Origin of the sequence: Rhizobium sp. 768_B6_N1_8, assembly GCF_051811225.1 — a bacterium.
Lineage (GTDB): Bacteria > Pseudomonadota > Alphaproteobacteria > Rhizobiales > Rhizobiaceae > Rhizobium.
Genome location: NZ_JBPWPV010000005.1, coordinates 105,491 through 123,508, shown reverse-complemented (window position 1 = coordinate 123,508; position 18,018 = coordinate 105,491). Strand labels below are relative to the sequence as shown.

General features: G+C 58.0%; 15 protein-coding genes and 1 pseudogene. 6 read left to right on the top strand and 10 right to left on the bottom strand.

The annotated features are described in order from the left end of the window. Positions 1-47: 47 nt before the first annotated feature. The 3 genes from AB8B33_RS38815 to AB8B33_RS38805 all read right to left on the bottom strand — a co-directional run bounded on the left by AB8B33_RS38815 (position 48) and on the right by AB8B33_RS38805 (position 2,300). A complete protein-coding gene (locus tag AB8B33_RS38815; RefSeq protein ID WP_439019302.1) occupies positions 48-713 on the bottom strand; it encodes a dienelactone hydrolase family protein in 666 nt (221 codons plus the stop codon). A gap of 145 nt (positions 714-858) precedes the next feature. Then, complete coding sequence (locus tag AB8B33_RS38810) at positions 859-1,440, bottom strand: DUF930 domain-containing protein (protein ID WP_439019303.1); 582 nt, start codon at positions 1,438-1,440, stop codon at positions 859-861. A 224-nt stretch (positions 1,441-1,664) separates the two neighbouring features. Then, positions 1,665-2,300 (bottom strand): recombinase family protein, encoded by a 636-nt coding sequence (locus AB8B33_RS38805; protein ID WP_262519108.1) that lies wholly within the window; start codon positions 2,298-2,300, stop codon positions 1,665-1,667. A gap of 125 nt (positions 2,301-2,425) precedes the next feature. Between AB8B33_RS38805 and AB8B33_RS38800 the strand changes: the two genes are divergently transcribed. After that, positions 2,426-5,311: a Tn3 family transposase gene (locus AB8B33_RS38800; RefSeq protein ID WP_439019304.1), complete on the top strand. Its 2,886-nt coding sequence runs from the start codon at positions 2,426-2,428 to the stop codon at positions 5,309-5,311. On the opposite strand, the pseudogene AB8B33_RS38795 reads toward AB8B33_RS38800, so the two are convergent. Together AB8B33_RS38795 and AB8B33_RS38790 are read right to left on the bottom strand one after the other, a co-directional pair. Continuing rightward, a pseudogene (locus tag AB8B33_RS38795) lies at positions 5,285-5,599 on the bottom strand (DNA polymerase Y family protein); the annotation flags it as partial. The gene AB8B33_RS38800 and the pseudogene AB8B33_RS38795 sit on opposite strands and share 27 nt — an antisense overlap. Beyond that, positions 5,520-6,272 (bottom strand): ImuA family protein, encoded by a 753-nt coding sequence (locus tag AB8B33_RS38790; RefSeq protein WP_439019496.1) that lies wholly within the window; start codon positions 6,270-6,272, stop codon positions 5,520-5,522. The gene AB8B33_RS38790 and the pseudogene AB8B33_RS38795, both read right to left, overlap by 80 nt. Positions 6,273-6,553: 281 nt before the next feature. Between AB8B33_RS38790 and ligD the strand changes: the two genes are divergently transcribed. Both ligD and AB8B33_RS38780 read left to right on the top strand, forming a co-directional pair. Continuing rightward, positions 6,554-7,606 carry a non-homologous end-joining DNA ligase gene (ligD, locus tag AB8B33_RS38785; RefSeq protein ID WP_439019495.1) on the top strand — a complete coding sequence of 351 codons (1,053 nt, stop codon included), beginning with the start codon at positions 6,554-6,556 and terminating at the stop codon, positions 7,604-7,606. 60 nt (positions 7,607-7,666) lie between these two features. Beyond that, on the top strand, positions 7,667-8,440 hold the full coding sequence (locus AB8B33_RS38780; protein WP_439019494.1) for an SOS response-associated peptidase family protein: 774 nt from the start codon (positions 7,667-7,669) through the stop codon (positions 8,438-8,440). A gap of 290 nt (positions 8,441-8,730) precedes the next feature. Here AB8B33_RS38780 and AB8B33_RS38775 read toward each other — a convergent pair whose 3' ends face one another. Both AB8B33_RS38775 and AB8B33_RS38770 read right to left on the bottom strand, forming a co-directional pair. Beyond that, positions 8,731-9,057, bottom strand: coding sequence for a hypothetical protein (locus AB8B33_RS38775; protein WP_439019502.1), 327 nt, complete (start codon positions 9,055-9,057; stop codon positions 8,731-8,733). Beyond that, positions 9,042-9,218, bottom strand: a complete 177-nt coding sequence (locus tag AB8B33_RS38770) for a hypothetical protein (protein WP_439019493.1) — start codon at positions 9,216-9,218, stop codon at positions 9,042-9,044. Before AB8B33_RS38770 ends, AB8B33_RS38775 begins: the two co-directional genes overlap by 16 nt. A gap of 141 nt (positions 9,219-9,359) precedes the next feature. Here AB8B33_RS38770 and AB8B33_RS38765 point away from each other — a divergent pair, with 141 nt between their 5' ends. Further along, positions 9,360-9,926, top strand: coding sequence for a hypothetical protein (locus tag AB8B33_RS38765; RefSeq protein ID WP_439019492.1), 567 nt, complete (start codon positions 9,360-9,362; stop codon positions 9,924-9,926). Positions 9,927-10,493: 567 nt separating this feature from the next. Here AB8B33_RS38765 and AB8B33_RS38760 read toward each other — a convergent pair. Then, positions 10,494-10,961, bottom strand: coding sequence for a toll/interleukin-1 receptor domain-containing protein (locus AB8B33_RS38760; protein ID WP_439019491.1), 468 nt, complete (start codon positions 10,959-10,961; stop codon positions 10,494-10,496). 352 nt (positions 10,962-11,313) lie between these two features. On the opposite strand from AB8B33_RS38760, the gene AB8B33_RS38755 reads away from it, so the two are divergent. After that, positions 11,314-13,650, top strand: a complete 2,337-nt coding sequence (locus AB8B33_RS38755) for an ATP-dependent nuclease (protein ID WP_439019490.1) — start codon at positions 11,314-11,316, stop codon at positions 13,648-13,650. Beyond that, positions 13,647-15,530, top strand: a complete 1,884-nt coding sequence (locus tag AB8B33_RS38750) for a UvrD-helicase domain-containing protein (protein WP_439019489.1) — start codon at positions 13,647-13,649, stop codon at positions 15,528-15,530. The genes AB8B33_RS38755 and AB8B33_RS38750 overlap by 4 nt, the downstream gene beginning before the upstream one ends. Before the next feature lie 131 nt (positions 15,531-15,661). Here AB8B33_RS38750 and AB8B33_RS38745 read toward each other — a convergent pair whose 3' ends face one another. Both AB8B33_RS38745 and AB8B33_RS38740 read right to left on the bottom strand, forming a co-directional pair. Continuing rightward, positions 15,662-17,200 carry a GNAT family N-acetyltransferase gene (locus AB8B33_RS38745; RefSeq protein ID WP_439019488.1) on the bottom strand — a complete coding sequence of 513 codons (1,539 nt, stop codon included), beginning with the start codon at positions 17,198-17,200 and terminating at the stop codon, positions 15,662-15,664. After that, positions 17,175-17,966: a helix-turn-helix domain-containing protein gene (locus AB8B33_RS38740; protein ID WP_439019487.1), complete on the bottom strand. Its 792-nt coding sequence runs from the start codon at positions 17,964-17,966 to the stop codon at positions 17,175-17,177. Before AB8B33_RS38740 ends, AB8B33_RS38745 begins: the two co-directional genes overlap by 26 nt. Between the last annotated feature and the right edge of the window lie 52 nt (positions 17,967-18,018).

Sequence of the window (18,018 nt, the reverse complement as noted above, 5' to 3'; positions counted from 1 at the left end):
GGGGGCGTTTGCGGGAGGGGGCGAAATCCTACGCTAAGCTTCAAGAACTATCGCGATAGCTGCAACATCAGAAAATCGGCCGCGCTCTGGTGAGCTGCTGAAGCGTTTCCTGTTCCCGGTCTCAAGAAAAAATCGTGCGCACCGCCTTCGTAAACATCAAGGCTAACGGGCCGTCCAAGCTGTTGGGCTGTCCGTTGCATCTCGCGACCAACCGACAAGGGAAACGTCCGGTCGGCACTTCCCCAAATCAAAAGCAGCGGCGGCAATGAACGGACAGGATGTGAATAGCCGTTCGGGAAACCACCATCGACCAACACCAGCGCGCCAATGTCGGATCGCCCGGCCGAAGCAGCCGAAGCGATTTGCGCGCCAAGGGAGATTCCGAGAACGCCAACCTTGCCGCCGTGGCGAGGCTGGCTCTCAAGATAGGCGACCACGCTTTGAACGGCGGAAATCCAGTCCGGCAACCGCTGTCCATAATAGGCGATGCGCACCCGCGCATTGTCCGCCGTGGCGATAGCGTTGAGATCGTCCGCCGACAGGACATGAACGAGATAGGCATTCAAACCCGCCGCCCGAAGCGTCTGGCCGATCTCATCATAAATGGAGGCCCCGAAGCCTTTGCTGCCACTCAGGATCACGACGGCCGGACATGTCGCGTTCGCGCAGTTCCCGAAGCTCTCGACCAGAACACGGCCGGTCGGCGTCGGCACGGTAAATTGCAGCCGGGATGCAGCATGAGCATTGAGGAACATACCTGCGAGAAAGACGAGAACGCACGAAAACAAGCGCATATACTTCTAAAACTCCATTCCTTGGCGTCGTGACACAGTTCGCGATCGGCCCATACCAACCGCCCTAATCAAGCGGCTTATCTTCGGTGGGAAGACTATGCTCGGCCCAATCTTCCTTCGGGATCGGATCGCCCATGAGAAATTCAAAGGCCGCAACCTTCTTATGGTCTGGGGTGAGGTCACATTTGAATTGCAACCTATACCAATCTCGCTTGCTGTGCAGAGCCGCCCCCTCTGCCGAAAAAGAGTTTCCCGATAGTTTCGGGTCGTCCATCGCATAGGCTACAACGCGATCAGGCTGATACTCTTCGCTCCACGCTCCGACCTGAGCCATAGCTTCCAAATTGCATAGTTGTTCGATCTGATCCGCGGGCCTGAGCATCGCAAGCTCTTGTCTGGCATTTCGGCTTCTTGGATCGTCCAGCACCTTCTCCGACAACATGCGCAACGGCTTCACCACTGTTGGCGTTTCATCACGACGATGAACCTCGTCCGGGACCGCCTCTGGAATTGCTGGTGTCTTTAACGCAGTCTCGGGCGTTTCCGCCGGCATGCCCTCGCCCTGCCGTTTAGGAGGAAGATCAAGTTGCCGTGCCGACTTCGCCTGTTGATCGGTTCGGGGAGGGGGAAGGGTCACGATTTCCACCTCTATGCTCTGCTCCTGCGGCTCGGCCTGTTTCGGCGCGGCGGGCAAAAGCAGTAAGAAAACACCCACAAGGATATGAAGGAGCGCGGACCCCGCAAGGCCCCACCTGTTGAATCGATCCTCTGTCCGTTCCGCCAACCTCATGCAAGCGCGCTCAGAGAGCGGCAGCTACGAACGGGGGGAAGGCAATGCACACAGCCAAGATTGTTGTCAGTTTATGAGACTTAGGCATTCGATTGTTCCAGTTGCGGTAGGCCCAGAAGCCGTCTGCCATGGTCCCTGAGTTCGCCTTTAGGGCCGACATATCGGTAGAGGGTGACGCGCTCAATCCCGAGTTCCTTGCAGAGATCGGAGACAGATGTATCGCGCTGTGCCATGGCTGCCTGGGCGAGGCGAACTTGCGCTTTGGTTAGCGCGAATTTGCGACCGCCTTTGCGACCTCGTGCTCTGGCTGCAGCAAGACCAGCCAGAGTGCGCTCCCGGATCAGATCTCGCTCGAACTCGGCCAGCGTAGCGAAGATACCGAACACCATTCGACCGGATGCAGTCGTGGTGTCGATCTCGGCCCCTTTCCCGGTCAACACTCGCAAGCCGATCTTGCGTTCCGAAAGATCCTTCACCGTGTTGACCAGATGGGTGAGCGACCGCCCGAGGCGATCAAGCTTCCAGACCACCAACACATCGTCGGCACGCAACGATTTGAGGCAACCGGTCAGACCCGGTCGATCATCACGGTTACCGGAGGCGCGATCCTCATAGATGTTGTCTTGCTCAACGCCGGCTGCGCGAAGAGCATCCTGCTGCAGGTCCAGAGACTGGGAACCATCTGCTTTGGAAACGCGGGCATATCCGATCAGCATGTTTCTTAAACGATGGTTTGAGGCGGCGCATCGACCGCAATTGCCTTGTTTCCCAGAACTGTATCTTAACCAGCGTCATAAACAAAGCATCTTGAACATTATCTGATTTTGAAAAAGGAACATGGATGCCGCGTCGTGTCACTCTAACCGATCGGCAGAAGGACGCGCTGTTGCGCCTGCCGACTTCGCAGGCGGATTTACTCAAACACTATACGCTGAGCGACGAGGACCTCGAGCATATCAGGCACCGCCGACGCTCGCACAACAGGTTCGGTTTCGCCCTGCAATTGTGTGTTCTGCGCTACCCCGGACGGGTGTTGGCTCCGGGAGAGCTGATTCCGGCGGAGGTGGTCGAGTTCATCGGAGCGCAGCTTGGCCTCCATGCCACCGATCTGGTTGACTATGCCGCCCGCGAGGAGACGCGCCACGAGCACCTTGCCGAACTGCGGATGCTTTACGGCTTCCGCACGTTCTCCGGCCGTGGCGCTCGTGAACTGAAGGACTGGCTTTTCCGGGAAGCCGAGATGGCGGTGTCGAACGAGGACATTGCCCGTCGTTTCGTGGTCGAGTGCCGCCGCACCCGCATTGTTCTTCCCGCGACATCGACGATCGAGCGGCTTTGCGCCACGGCTCTGGTCGATGCTGAGCGGCGGATCGAGACAAGAATTGCCAACCGTCTGTCTCCGCCGATCAGGGAGCAGTTGCGGGCATTGCTTGAGGATACGGTTGACGATCGTATGACCCGGTTCGTGTGGCTGCGGCGGTTCGAACCCGGTTCGAACTCTTCGTCGGTCAACCGGCTTCTCGACCGGCTGGAATACCTGCGACAGCTCGATCTCCCCGAAGATATTCTGGTCAACGTTCCTGCCCATCGAGTGACACGGCTGCGCAGGCAGGGCGAGCGGTATTATGCCGATGGCATGCGTGATCTTCCGGAGGATAGACGGCTTGCGATTCTGGCCGTTTGCGCATCGGAATGGCAGGCGATGCTCGCCGACGCCGTAATCGAAACCCATGACCGCATCGTTGGCAAGCTCTACCGGGCTTCGGAGCGCATTTGCCAGGAGAAGGTTGCGGACGAAGCGACTGCGGTGCGCGCCACCTTGAAATCCTTCGCCGAAATCGGTGGGGCCTTAGTGGATGCACAGGATGACGGCCAGCCGCTGGAAACCGTCATCGGCAATGGAGAGGGCTGGGACAGGTTCAAAACCCTGGTTGCCACGGCGGTCAGCCTGACAGGGACCATGACGGCCGACCCGCTCAATCATGTGCTTGACGGCTATCATCGCTTCCGCCGCTATGCTCCTCGTATGTTGCGCCTGCTCGATCTTCGGGCTGCGCCGGTCGCGATGCCGCTGCTCGACGCCGTGACGGCGCTACGTGGAGGTGCAAGGGTTTCGGTGCATTCCGACTTTCTGCGGCCAAGCTCGAAATGGCATCGTCATCTTCGTGCCCAGCCGGCTGGCGATATCCGCCTCTGGGAGATCGCGGTGCTGTTCCACCTGCGCGATGCGTTCCGGTCGGGAGATGTCTGGCTGGCGCGATCCCGGCGCTATGGCGATCTGAAGCAGGCTCTCGTTCCCGCGCAAGCCGTGGCGGAAAATGGCCGTCTCGCCGTGCCATTGCGGCCGGAGGAATGGTTGGCAGACCGACAAGCGCGCCTCGATATCCGGTTACGCGAGCTTGGTCGTGCCGCCCGCATCGGCACGATTCCCGGCGGATCAATTGAAAACGGCACCCTGCATATCGAAAAGCTTGCAGCCTCAGTGCCGGATGGCGCGGAGGATCTGGTTCTCGATCTCTACAAGCAGATGCCGTCAACACGCATCACTGATCTCTTGTTGGAAGTGGATGCTGCGACCGGTTTCTGTGAAGCCTTCACCCATCTGCGCACGGGGGCACCTTGCGTCGACCGGATCGGGCTGATGAACGTCGTGCTTGCTGAGGGGATCAATCTCGGCCTGCGCAAGATGGCCGACGCCACCAATACCCATACATTCTGGGAGTTGATCCGTATTGCGCGCTGGCATGTCGAGGGCGAAGCCTATGACCGGGCGCTCGCCATGATCGTAGAGGCGCAAGCCAATTTGCCGATGGCCCAATTATGGGGGACCGGTATCTCGGCATCGAGTGATGGCCAGTTCTTCGCCGCGACGGAGCAAGGGGAAGCGATGAACCTGGTCAACGCGAAATACGGCAATACTCCCGGCCTGAAAGCTTACAGTCACGTCTCGGACCAATATGCTCCGTTCTCAACCCAGGTGATTCCCGCAACGGCAAGCGAAGCGCCCTATATCCTCGATGGCCTGCTCATGAACGATGCCGGCCGCCATATCCGCGAACAGTTCGCCGATACGGGCGGCTTCACCGATCACGTGTTTGCCGCCTGTGCCATCCTCGGTTATCGGTTTGCACCACGCATCCGCGATCTGCCATCCAAAAAGCTATACGCGTTCAATCCTTCGTCAGCGCCAGCGCATTTGCGGACCATGATCGGCGGAAAGATCAATCAGGCCCTGATAGAACGCAACTGGCCCGACATTCTCCGCATCGCGGCTACCATTGCGGCCGGAAGTATCGCACCTAGCCAGATTCTACGTAAGCTCGCCTCATATCCACGACAGAACGAACTCGCCACGGCCTTGCGCGAGGTCGGCCGCGTCGAGAGGACCCTGTTCATGATCGACTGGATTCTGGATGCCGAGTTGCAACGCCGAGCCCAGATTGGGCTTAACAAGGGCGAGGCCCACCATGCGCTGAAGCGGGCAATCAGCTTTCATCGTCGGGGCGAAATCCGCGACCGTTCCGCCGAAGGCCAACACTACCGGATCGCAGGCATGAACTTGCTCGCAGCGATCATCATCTTCTGGAATACGATGAAACTCGGTGAAGTCGTCGCCAGAAAGAAACGCGAGGGGAAACAGCTATCGCCCGATCTGCTGGCCCATATCTCTCCGCTGGGATGGGAACACATCAACCTCACGGGCGAATATCGGTGGCCAAAGCCTTAGCGTAGGATTCCGCCCCCTCCCGCAAACGACCCCTTCAAGGGCCGCGGCGTCCGCTGCAGGATCGGCATCGATGAGCATCAGGCCGCGAATCAGCGACTGCGCCATTGCGGCCGGCATGCCGACGTGGACACCCGCCTTTTTGGCAGCCGGGTCGGCGGCCGACACCCATCTCTTCGAGCCGCTCCTCGCGATCACGGCGATTGGCTGTTCAGGCGGAATAGACGGATCGGCCCGACGAATGCGATCCGTCGACAGATCCGGAAGATAGATCGAGACGACCCTTGTCATCGCACGCCCTCACTATAAACTCAGCACACTCACCCGCTTTCACGCGCATCAATTCCAGAAACCAACGCGGCCTACCCACCCCCGGTACCGGCAACTCTTCCGACGGCATCACGCTCACCCGCCACCGCGTGGTCGAGGCTGTGGGCTGCCCAAAATCATTTGCCTCCGTCTGTCGTCGCCATCGCCGAACCGCGAGCGCCATGGTCCCGGTTCGCTCGGCCGCCAACTGCAGCCGGCGGGAACTGACCATGGGCAGGCGGACGAGCTCGCCGACGACGGCGCCGAGACCGCCGAAGGACAGCCCCTCTTCCATGTTGGCGAGCACATCCTCTTCCCGATCGGACTCGACGAAGATGACGCGGTCGGGATGGAGGCCAACCTGCGCCAGGGCCGGAAAGAACAGATCTGGCCGCGTCAGGCACCAGACGACGGGCCCTTTGGTCCGCGCGGCAATGCCGGCGACAAAAAGGGCGGCAGCCGCGCCATCGACAGTTCCCGAGCCACCGCCCGCGAACTCATGCAGCGCGCCATAGGCAAGACCTCCGCCAGGCAGCGCCGCATCGATCTCGGCAACGCCGAAGGAAAGCGCGCCAGCCCGCTTCGCGGATCCGCCCTCCATCGACGCGATGCGGTCGCGCAAATCACAGATCACCCTCTGGCGGGCAGCAGTCATCGTTCACGGCTCCCTTCAAGATCGTGGTCAAAGGATCGACATCATGTCGTACGGGCTATATGTTCATTGTTTGTTCTTATGCCGTGAAAGAGTCAAGCACCACAGAGTTGAGGAATATTATCCCAGCATTAGGAAATCCAAAGATTCGAAGGGGATTCAAGGACGTAACCAAAGTTGAGATTTTTGCCAGTTCCGTGTTCCCGTTGGGCCGCAGTGGTGGATAGCGGGGATAGATGTTCAACGTCACACTATTCTTAAGGTTTTTGTGCTGAACTCTCGGCATGACGAAGCCTCCGAGATCAAAGCCGCTTCTTCGCGATACCGAAGCCCCGATCCGCTCGAAGCCACGTCGGAAGCGCAACCCGGCGCAGCCACAGCTTCTGTTCGACGCCATGCCTGATCGCGTTGAGCCGGCCCTCGCGCAATTGAAAGCGCGTCCGCCAAGCGGTGACCAATGGAGCTGGGAGCTGAAATGGGACGGCTACCGACTGGCGGTTCATATCGAGCCAACGGGGATCCGGATCCTCACGCGTGGCGGCCATGACTGGACGCATCGGTTTCCGGCGATCGAACAGGCCGCCCGGGCACTCGGGCCAGCGACGATGATCATCGATGGCGAGGCCGTTGTTCTCGATGATGAGGGACGACCTGATTTCGGGCTGCTGCAGCAGTCGTTGGGGGCCAGCGGCAATACGGCTGGCAATCGTGCTTCCGATGCGATCCTCTACGCCTTCGATCTGATCTATCTCGATGGCCATGACCTGCGCGGTGTCGAATACCGATCGCGCCGGCATCTTCTCGAGGACACGCTCGATGGCAAAGACGGCGCCATCCGTCTATCGGAGACACTCAACGCCGAAGCCAATGTCCTGCTTGAGAACGTCTGCCGCCTCGGTCTGGAAGGCATTGTCGGCAAGCATCTCGATCAGCCCTATCGTTCCGGCCGCACCGGCGCCTGGGTGAAGGTGAAATGCGTCCAGAGCGAAGCCTTCATGGTGGTCGGCTATGAGCTATCGACCGCGTCGCCTTCCAGCTTCACTTCGCTGGTGCTTGCCGCTTACCGCGGCGATGAGTTCGTCCATGTCGGCAACGTCGGCACAGGCTTCAAGGAAGCCGAGATGAACAGGCTACGCAAGATGCTGGACAAGCTGCGCTGGAAGCGAAAGCAGCCGCCGGTGCCCTATTCCGGAAAAGCAGATATTGTATGGGTCGAGCCGACGCTGATCGCTGAAATCGAGTTTCGGGCGTGGACGGCGGACGGCAAATTGCGGCATGCGTCCTACAAGGGTTTGCGGGAACGGCAGGACAATGCCGACGTCTTCCGGCTCGACTAGCGAAATCAGTGGCATCCGCTAGATTGTCTCCCACGACCTGAGCGAAGGGGATGGCGCGGCATGTGCAACCTGTATCGAATGGAAGACAAGGACTGGGTCGCGAAATGGGCCCAGGATGCGGAAAGCCTGATCAACCTGATGCCGGCTTATCAGATGAACCCCGACCAGATGGGGCCGATCGTCCGGAACACGGCTGACGGCAAGAAGCAGCTCGTCCACGCGCGATGGGGCCTGCCCTCCCCTCGCTTCGCACTCGAGAAAGGTGCCAAAGCCAAGGCCGAGAAGCTCGCGGCCAAAAGTAAGCCCTTCGATCTTGAGGAACTGATCCGCATGGAGGCCGACCGCGGCACGACCAACGTGCGCAAGCTCAGTTTTCCGCACTGGAAGCGGTGGTTCGGTGTCGAAAACAGATGCCTCGTCCCGGTTACCAGCTTCGCCGAGCCGGATCCGGCCAGCCAGGTGGTTGGCGGAAACGTGCCGAATGCCTGGTTCGCCTGCAATGAGGAGAAGTCGCTGATGTTCTTTGCCGGTCTCCATGTGCCGCAATGGCAGAGTGTCCGAAAGGTCAGGGACGGCCTGACCACCGACGATCTCTACGGGTTCTTGACCACAGATCCCAACGACCTGGTGAAGCCGATCCACGAGAAGGCGATGCCCGTCCTGTTGCTGACGAAGGAAGAGACCGACATTTGGATGCGGGCGCCATGGGATGAAGCCAAGGATTTGGCCCGCCCGCTACCCAATGACGCGCTGATCATTTCGTCGCGCGAGCCGTACGGATCGACGATTGTCTCGAAATCCGGAGAGCCGGTGGAACAGGGCAGCCTGCTTTGACGCCTGAATTCCGGACTTGAATCGGAAACGAAAAAGCCTGCCGCGGGAGGAGGTGCGGCAGGCTCTTCGAAAGAACTGAACAACGGCTGGGAGGAGGAGTGCCGCTGTTCCGTCAGGCGCCCCTTGGGAGGAGGAGTGGGTCGCCTGAAACACGAAGCTCTGCGGGAGGAGGTGCATTGCTTCGTTGCCCTGAAGATATCAGAGGCTGCCTCGACGGCCAGCGCTCAGATCGCAGTGCAGCCATGCACTTGCTGCAAAGCAATATAGATCCTGTGCTCATTTTTCCGCCATTATGGTCGAGCCGCAGGCTCTCGGGTGCTGGGCTCGAAACCGAGAACGAACTCGATCACCTTGGCGGATGACATTTCGCACGGCTTTAGCATCGGCCCCGACCCAATCAATCGATAGAGGTTGAAGCTGACGATATCGGTCCCGCCAAGCTCCTCGCCATAGAGCCAAGTCCGTTTGAGATCCTGCGACCGCTTGACGGTCACGCCCCATGCTCGACCACCAAAATTTCCGTCGACATAACCGTCCGGCAATTTCGCAAGCGCGTCTTCGAAAGTCGCCTGAACCGATGGAGGTCCGTTGCAGACGGCGGTCATGGTACCAGGTATTCGTCGCAGATCCCGCAGCCATCCTCATCCATGCTGGTTGCCGGGCGCAACTCTCGACAACACGGACAGGTGGTTGCATCCGAAGCGCACGTCTCTTTGCGGTCCGGCGGAAGAATTTCGATGCAGACTTTCGGCAGCAGATCTGCCGCACTTTGATCCATGCGATGCTCCTGTTCAGGGTCATATCAGAGATAGTAAGCGTCCACGGCTGCACAAGCCGTCAGACGATGTGTACATCTGGACCCGACTGCACAAAGGTGTAGAGATTTGTCCCTTTCAGGGTTCCCCCCATGGAGACGCAGATGCCTGTCGACCGCCCGAGTTCGTTCATAGGCGACTTCACGCTCGCCAGGAATGTCGCGCACAGCCTCGATGTAGTTCGCACATTGTGGACCCTACGGGAGGAGGCGAACCCCGCGCGGAAGCGCTACCTCCAGAAGCCAATGATCATCCTCAATGTGGCGATCATTGAGGCCCTACTCTACGACCTCCACAAGCGGGTCAAATGGTTCACCCGTGAAGGGGTCATGGGCATGCCGGCGAATATCATTACTTATATCCGAGGCAAACAGATTGACAAACTGGAGACCCTCATCGCCAGTTGCCGGAAGCATGACCTATTCGATGAGCTTGAGTCGACCTTCTACGACGACCTCGATCTTCTCAGGCGGATTCGGAACCGGCTGCATCTGCAAAACGATAAGAACGATCTCGAGCCAGATGACGTCAATGCGTTTTCGGCAGAAAGGCTCGCGCTATCGGAGCGTGCGGTAGAATTCGTCATGATGACGCTTGAAGCCAAGCACCCGCGGCCGGGCAACACGTACACTCAGCCGTTTCATCTGCCATGGCCGAGCTATTTCACCTAATTTAAAAATTCCAGGGCCAGGTGCAAGTCGGAAGGCCGAGGGCAACCCTCTCCCGTAAGCAAAAAAAGATGGGTGCGAGTCTAGGCAGCATGGACGGATTGCCTATTGTTGGGAACCCTCTCGGCTCGAGCTGGTCGAAATCAAGCGCACCGGGTCAGCGCCAATCGCCGAAAGGCGTGAGGCGGATCGGCGTAACTCTGCCGGATACGCCGGGAAAGGCAATCGCGATGCAGGACGGTCGGGCGCCATCATTCCGGGGATCCCGAACAAATCCAACGAGAAGAGAAAACCGGGCTCCTTCGCAAAGGCAGTCTACAAAGGCCGCGCGCGCATCGCACAGGCCGCCGCCAAGCTCAAACGCTTGAAGCGGGTGGCAATAAGCAGCGAGAAGACGAAGCGAAATTTCGCTGCCGATCGTTCCATCGCCGCAGCATTCATCTTGGTCAAATCCGTCCACACTGCCTAGCGTTAGTGCTTGCCATCTGCCTTCGACAGGAACATGCATTCATAGTCAACATGTACTTCCTTTAAGCTTTTATATGGCGTTAAGGATCTGGGTGCGGGAAGCTAAGTGGCAATAAGATCAGCGAGCTTATCGGCCACGACCGCCAACGTGTCCTCCCCAGTGCTCAGGCCGTTTCGCGAGGCCAACAGCGGACTGACGTTGCGAAGAGCATCATAAGTCGTGTTGTGAATAATGGGCACGAGTTGGTCAGTCGCGAGAAGCGCCGAAAGTTCTCGGTCTGCAACACCTCCCGTAGGAAGGCGAAGCAGAAGCGCGGGTGTCACGAGCACGATCCCGATGCGCGACTTTGCCAATCCCCTATCAATCTCGCGAAGGAACGACGATCCAAGAGGAATGTCCTTTTCGCTGAACCACACGGATACACCGCGCGCTTTGAGCTGATTATAGAGTTCCGTGGCGTCTTCAAGACGGTCGGCCCACGCATGGCATAGGAAGACATCACGAAGATCGGGTAGTTCCGCGCGCCTCTCAACGGTTTCGCGGATCGGTTCGAGCGCCTTAGCTTCCACGGGCGTATACAACACTGTTGAACCAGCTTTCGACCACTTCGCTCTAACAGTGCTGGACCCGCCGCCGCTACGGCCCGACGAAGAGGAGTAGGACGGGGAGGAGTATGACCGGGACGGGGGCGAATACGCCCCGTACCCGTAGCCGCCATACCGGCTAGAGCCACCACCGCAAGCAGGGCACTCTGCTCTACCACTTGCTGTGCGGTGGCCCCGCGATGGTGCTGTGCATCGAGCCATTTGAGACCGTCCCTATTCTTCATTAAAACTAGACGCGGGTATCCGCTTACAATTACGAATCACGCCTCCTTAAGCTACAGTACAATTATTGAGGGTATTGTTGGCGGAAAGTTTCATGCACATCGAATCCATACGAATTCGCAACTTCCGTCGCCTCCAAGACGTGCGCTTAGATCTTGCCTCCGATATTTCTATCTTGGTAGGAGCGAATAACAGCGGAAAGACGTCCGCCACGCACGCTCTCCAGCTCTTCACCGCCGCTTCGCGCGAGCGGTTTTCCATTCACGATTTCAGTTCGGAATGCTGGGATTCGATCGACGGTTTCGGAGCGGGCGTTCCCGACGCCGTGCTACCCGCAATCTCCATGGACATCTGGTTCAGTGTGGAACCGGCGAACCTCCACAGAGTCGTCGATCTTCTTCCCAGCCTTTCCTTTACGGGAAACACGGTCGGCATCCGGGTCGAATTTGCGGCCACTGATCCCGCGGCGCTGCTACGGGATTTTCAGGCCGCCTACGCTCTTGCCGCGGCGAACTCGCGCGCCGGCGAAAACGGAGCTCCCGGCTATCATCCGTCACCAAGAACGCTGTGCGACTATCTGCGCGACGAGAGCGGCATTAGACTCCGTAAAGGATTCGACCTCCGCTACTACGTTCTTGATCGACCTCGCTTCGACGACGAATTACGCGAGCAACCGGGCTACGTTCCCCGCTTGATATCTACCGACAAGGGCCGTGGCGGAAAGGATATTCTCGCTGGACTCGTCAAGGTAGACTTCCTGCATGCACAGCGTCACCTTTCCGATTCATCGGGCGGGACGCGCGCGGAAGAGCTGTCACGAGTCCTTGGAAGGTTCTATCAGCGAAACCTTGAGCAACGAGCCGCAGACTTCGAGGCGCAGCGAGCCCTGGCAGATTCGGAGACGATGCTTAACGAGCATCTTGACCGGGTATTCGGACCAACGCTCAACCGGCTTGCAGAGCTTGGCTATCCCGGTCTGGGCAACCCGCGCCTGCTCATCAAGACAGCTTTGAACCCCGCTACGATAATGAGCTCCCAGGACGGTACGCGAGTGCATTATGCACTCGGCGAAGCAGATCAGCATGGCGTCTTGCCGACGCTCCCCGACCGCTACAACGGGCTCGGGTTCAAGAACCTGATCTACATGGTCGTCGAACTGCTTGATCTGCACGCGAGATGGCTCGACGTCGAAGAAAGCAGGCCGCCTCTTCACCTGGTCTTCATTGAGGAGCCGGAAGCCCACCTGCATGTCCAGCTTCAACAGGTATTCGTCCGCAAAGTCCTCGACATACTGAATATTGACGGCGCCGACGCCCAGTACTACACGAGCCAGCTCGTGGTTTCGACCCACTCTTCGCACATTCTGTACGAGCGCGGCTTCCGTCCCATTCGATATTTTCGACGTACGGCTGGCGCGACCTCACACACGTCCGAAGTGCTCAACTTGTCGGCCTTCTACCACGGCACATCATCACCATCTCGAAACTTCCTCGAGCGATATCTCAAGCTCACTCATTGCGACCTTTTCTTCGCGGACGCCGCAGTGCTTGTCGAAGGGAATGTCGAACGTCTTCTTCTACCGCAGATGATAGCGACCGCAGCTCCCCGTCTCCGATCAGCCTATCTGAGCGTCCTCGAAATCGGCGGTGCGTTCGGACACCGGTTCAAAAGTCTGGTGGACTTTCTCGGCATCACGACGCTGATCATAACCGATATCGACAGTGTCCTTCCGGGGGCGGCGCCTGAGCACGACGTGGACGAAGACAACGTCGATCAGCCTGCCGACGCTCTCGCGGCGAACCAACTAGCTCCAGATGAGGAGGCTTTGGGAGCGCTTGTAGTCGCGGAGGAAGAGGAGGAACTTGAAGACGAAGACGGAGAGCCCGGCCCCGGAACGGCCTGCATGGTCTCGGTCGAGGGCGCGGTGACTTCGAACCAGACGCTCATCAAGTGGCTGCCAGGTAAAAAGCCAATCGCGGAGCTGCTTGCTGCCGAAGAAAGCGACTGCATCCAGGTCAGAGGCGCCAACAGAGCGCTTGTTCGGGTGACGTATCAGACCGCTGTCGATGTCGCATGGAAGGAGGAGACCGCCGTCCTTGGGGGGCGAACTTTAGAAGAGGCATTCGCACTCGAAAATCTGGTGTGGTCGCAGGACAAGGATCGCAAGAACCTCAAACTTCGTGTTCAAGGTGCTGCAAAGCTTGATCTGGCGGCAATCTCGGCGCGTCTACACAGGAAGATCGCCGGCTCAAGCTTTCACAAGACAGACTTCGCGTTGGCGCTTCTGGAGCAGAACCCGTCGGACTGGCTCGTACCCCGGTACATCGCTGACGGACTTCGGTGGCTCGAACGTGAAGTCACGCCTCCAGACCCCGGCGACGACGAAGGTGACGCCGGCGGGGAGCCTGGGCTCTTCGAGGAGCTCCTATGACAAGTCGAATTGGCAAGCCCGACACACAGGCGGACGTCGACCTGCGCACGGCGCTCGACACGCGACCGCCGACGAACTTCGTCATGGTGGCGGGGGCTGGGTCCGGAAAGACCACATCCTTGATCAAAGCACTGTCTCATCTATCGCAGACACGAGGAAGTGAGCTTCGCGTGCGCGGACAGCAGGTCGCCTGCATCACTTACACGGACGTGGCAGTAAACGAGATTAGAAGCGACGTCGGAGACGACCCTCTCTGCCGTGTCTCCACGATTCACAGCTTCCTGTGGTCGCTCGTCCAGTCTTTCCAGTTCGATATCCGCGACTGGATCCTCTCGCGGCTAGACGAGAAGATTGCAAAAGAAAGCGATAGACTCGCGAAGCCTGGTACGCGTGCCGCTTCCCGTCCGAAAATCGAAGCAGCGGTCACCAGATATCGACTGCAGAAGGAGATCGTCGCCGGGCTGGACAGGTTCACATACGGGACAGGCAGCGACTACGGACACGGCGTGCTTGGACATTCGGACATCATCAAGTTGGTCCCGGCTCTCCTAGCAGAAAAGCAACTTCTTCGAGACCTTCTTGCCGCCCGGTACCCTGTCCTTTTCGTCGATGAAAGCCAGGATACCACGCCGAACTTCGTAAACGTCCTTCGTACCGTCGCGGAGACCGTTCAGCATGAATTCTGCGTAGGGTTCTTCGGTGATCCAATGCAGAAGATCTACACCACTGGCGCAGGCGCCGTCGCACTTGGCGATGGATGGACAGAAATTCAGAAGCCGGAAAACTTTCGTAGCTCGCAGAGCGTCCTTAGGGTGGTCAATGCGATACGGGCCGAAGATGATGGCCTTCGACAGGTGGGAGGCAGGACGACCCGCCGGGGAGATCAGCACGTCTTATTGGAAGGCACCGCGAGGATCTTCGTACTGCCCGCGGACGAACATCGCACGGCACGCGTCGGCCAGGTACGAGCGTTTCTTGGCCGGGCGAACGAAGATCCTCTGTGGTTGAGCGATCATGATGAGGCCAGCGTCCGGATGCTGGTAGTGGTGCATCGTATGGCCGCTACGCGGCTTGGTTTCCCAAATCTTTATGCTTCGCTGAACGATGATTCGCCGGACAGCCTGAAAGAAGGTCTCGTCGACGGGACTGCATGGCCTCTGCGGCCGTTCATCAATTTTCTCCTGCCCTTGACGGCCGCTGTGCGTGCCGGTGACGAGATCGAGATTATGAATCTTTTGCGGGACAAGGGTCCGCTTTCTGCTCCGAAGACAAACGGAGATTTCATCGAGACCTTAAAACGCCTTGACGATGCAACGCTTGAGCTCAACCGGCTTTTTTCAAATCCTGCTACGACTATCAGAGAGTTGCTTTCGTTCGCGATTGAGACGACGCTGCTGGCCGCCGACGAGCGAATGTCTCGACATCTCGCGCTCCCGCTCGATCCGGCCGATGAGCTCGATCCAGAACACCTCCCCATGACTGCATTTTTTGCGTGTCCGGCAAGCGAGCTGTGGAATTATCGAGCCTACATCGAGGACTTGTCGCCATTCGCCACCCAGCAGGGTGTCAAGGGCGCCGAATTTAACAGAGTTATGGTTCTTCTCGACGACGAGGAGGGCAAGGGGCAAACCCTTTTTTCTTACGGCAAGTATTTTGGGATCACCGACCTGTCAAAAACAGACGACGAAAACATCGCCGAACGCAAGGACTCAGTGATTGAACGAACCCGCCGACTGTTCTACGTGTGTTGCTCACGCGCCATCCAAGATCTTGCCGTCGTGATGTTCGTGGCGGACGTTGCGAGCGCCAAGGCCGCAATTCGTGCAAAGGGTTTCTTTCGGCCGGAGGACATTTTAAGCGAGGCGGAATTACTTGTTTAGCTCGATGTGCTGATTCGGTAGTCCACGTCGAATCTAATTGGCGCTCGCAGGTCGCCGGCATGTCCGCTTAACCTCCGTGACCGAGCTAATTTCAATGGCCGAGAAGAGGGCGCGAAGCCGGTGACCGCTGGTCATACCTCAAACTCAAGGTTGGCGCGATTGAGAAGCTTCGGAAGGATCTCAGGCCGAATCTCGTAGATCGATTGTTGCGGGTTACCGTTCACAATACCCAAATCTCTTAATTCATCTAGCCCGACCACGGGATCTATATAGGCGACCAAAAGATAGTTGATGACTTTGACCGGCCGGGCCGTCGTCGCCTGCCACCGCTCAAGTTGCTGCTCGCTGTAGACCGATCGGCCGCCCGTCAATTGCATCAATTCTCTGGTGGAGCTCGCAAATGTAACGCTCTCCAAAATTCCTAGCGTCGTCATGGCTTGGGAAGGACGCTCCTTTGATGCTCCCTTGTAGAAGAACAGCAGAGAGCCCGCGTCGCCGAGGTTTGACGGCGCTCGGCATAGGTAGACTTTCCGGATCGTATTACCTGGCCGGGTCGGGCGGTCGGCCCGAGAAGCGCCGACGAAGAAGTCCGGCTGCTTAGGCTTCCATAGATCGGGATAGAGGGTGTCGTGATAGTCTTCCTTGATAGGAATTCCGAAGGCGCGAACTTGGTCTGTCACAAGAAAGCGGGGGTAGTTTTTCCTTGCGGTCTCGAAAATCGACATGGCGGGATCATCAAGTAGCTTTGCAGAGGAAAAAGCCCGTTCATAGATGAGCTCGCCGTTGTCTTTCGTGCCGGCATGAGTAAAGCCATAGAATTCCAGGAGGTTCATCAGCGCCGCTTGGTCTTCATATGTCGTGAGATACGCCAAGTCGTAGCCGTTGCGCTGGGCGTACCAAAGGACCTGTTTTAAAAGTAGCTCCCCGAGTTTGACACCGCGTTTGTCGGGCGCCACCTTGAAGGTGCAGACTTTCAAGATCTTGTTGGCTTTCGTCACCGCATCTGTGTCAGTCGCACTCTCATCCTTTCGAACGATCAGACCCGCGAGTTCGTCGTCATCATAAACAACCCAGCACGGGCGGTGTTGGCGAACACACTTCTCGCGCCACCAATCGTCGAACTCCGGATACCCCTGGCGGAGGCTGTCGAAGAAGTTATCTTTGTTGTTGATGGTATGAGCCTCAACCTCGGCAACATGCCTGATTGGGACCTGCTTTGGCTCGTATGTCTGCGTGAGAAGATCGACAGCGTCGCCAACGAACAAGATGCGCCGCCCAAGCTCGGCAGAATGTTTGAAGGCGCGTTCATGGAGGCCTTTGTCCTGCGTAACAAGGAAATCGACAGCGTCACTTTTCAAGGCGTGGAGGAGAGTTGCGTCGACTATGTCATTGGGCCGCTTCAAAGGGCCGAACTCAGCGTCAAGAGCGGCTTGGCTCAGGCCGCGCTGTTTTCCCAAGACTTGGTATTTTGAGATTTTGCTTAGGGAGATTCGGCGACGTTCCGCGTTCTTATCGCGGGCGATGTCGTCGCGGGCCGCCTCGTGAACGAAAATCGTGATCTTGTGGGCCGCGGCGAGACTTGAGAATTTAGCGTATGCGGCTTCCACCGCGTGGTAGTCTTCCAGGCCAATCAGGATGTTCGTATCAATGAGATACGACTGTTGCCTCATCTCTCAGGGCCTTTCGCAGATCGCGGCTCGCGTACAGGAATGACTGTGGTGGTTCGAATCCAAATTTCTCTCGCAACTCCGTGAGTGGCACGGGCCGGGAGAATGGCTTAACATCTTCAAAGAGCAGAGCGAAACCAAACTCTAAACCCTGAAAATAGCTTTCAAAATCATTGCGCTCGATAAATGCGGTGTCTTCAAACTCGGACCAGATTTGCTGCACGGGCAACTTCAGCACATCCTTGATCTCCGCAATTCCGACCATCGCTCGAATTGGCGACGTCGAATAGATGTATGCCAAGGTCCCCCCAGGCGCGGAAACCGGAAATCGCCGGCGAAGCTCAACTGTTTTGCGTCCTTCCATAATTTTCTCCGAGTATTGCGGACGAATGGAAAGAACAACATCTCGCTGCGGACGAAACGGCTCATCTGCCAAGAGGGGAAAGACGAGCTGATCGTCGTTGCCGTATTCAATGTCGAAGGTCTCTTTCACGCGCAAGACAAGGCGAGCATTTGCGGGAAAGACTGCGTCTACGCGCAACGACGCACCAAGAGCTTCCACGTAGCGTTTGACCGTGGACAGGTGAACCTCGCCACCCTTTTCAAGTTTTGAAACGGCTGCTTGCTGGATATTCATGCGGATAGCCATTTCGGCTTGTGTCAATCCAGACAGAAGCCGAAGTCGACGCAGATCGACGCCGGCGGCATGCTCGTCGCGTGGCTCGGTGGCTGCCGAAGCTTCGATAACTTTTCCCGCCAGTTTGCCCATGCTATGCTACTCCATGTTGTGGAGTTGCTACCCCGAAGGAACATTCCTTGCA

What these genes read in the sequence shown, in the direction of transcription:
- AB8B33_RS38790 (WP_439019496.1), bottom strand. Translation starts at nt 6,272, where the DNA reads ATGACTGCTGCCCGCCAGAGGGTGATCTGTGATTTGCGCGACCGCATC.
- ligD (WP_439019495.1), top strand. Translation starts at nt 6,554, where the DNA reads ATGACGAAGCCTCCGAGATCAAAGCCGCTTCTTCGCGATACCGAAGCC.
- AB8B33_RS38780 (WP_439019494.1), top strand. Translation starts at nt 7,667, where the DNA reads ATGTGCAACCTGTATCGAATGGAAGACAAGGACTGGGTCGCGAAATGG.
- AB8B33_RS38800 (WP_439019304.1), top strand. Translation starts at nt 2,426, where the DNA reads ATGCCGCGTCGTGTCACTCTAACCGATCGGCAGAAGGACGCGCTGTTG.
- AB8B33_RS38755 (WP_439019490.1), top strand. Translation starts at nt 11,314, where the DNA reads ATGCACATCGAATCCATACGAATTCGCAACTTCCGTCGCCTCCAAGAC.
- AB8B33_RS38770 (WP_439019493.1), bottom strand. Translation starts at nt 9,218, where the DNA reads ATGGATCAAAGTGCGGCAGATCTGCTGCCGAAAGTCTGCATCGAAATT.
- AB8B33_RS38740 (WP_439019487.1), bottom strand. Translation starts at nt 17,966, where the DNA reads ATGGGCAAACTGGCGGGAAAAGTTATCGAAGCTTCGGCAGCCACCGAG.
- AB8B33_RS38805 (WP_262519108.1), bottom strand. Translation starts at nt 2,300, where the DNA reads ATGCTGATCGGATATGCCCGCGTTTCCAAAGCAGATGGTTCCCAGTCT.
- AB8B33_RS38765 (WP_439019492.1), top strand. Translation starts at nt 9,360, where the DNA reads ATGCCTGTCGACCGCCCGAGTTCGTTCATAGGCGACTTCACGCTCGCC.
- AB8B33_RS38745 (WP_439019488.1), bottom strand. Translation starts at nt 17,200, where the DNA reads ATGAGGCAACAGTCGTATCTCATTGATACGAACATCCTGATTGGCCTG.
- AB8B33_RS38750 (WP_439019489.1), top strand. Translation starts at nt 13,647, where the DNA reads ATGACAAGTCGAATTGGCAAGCCCGACACACAGGCGGACGTCGACCTG.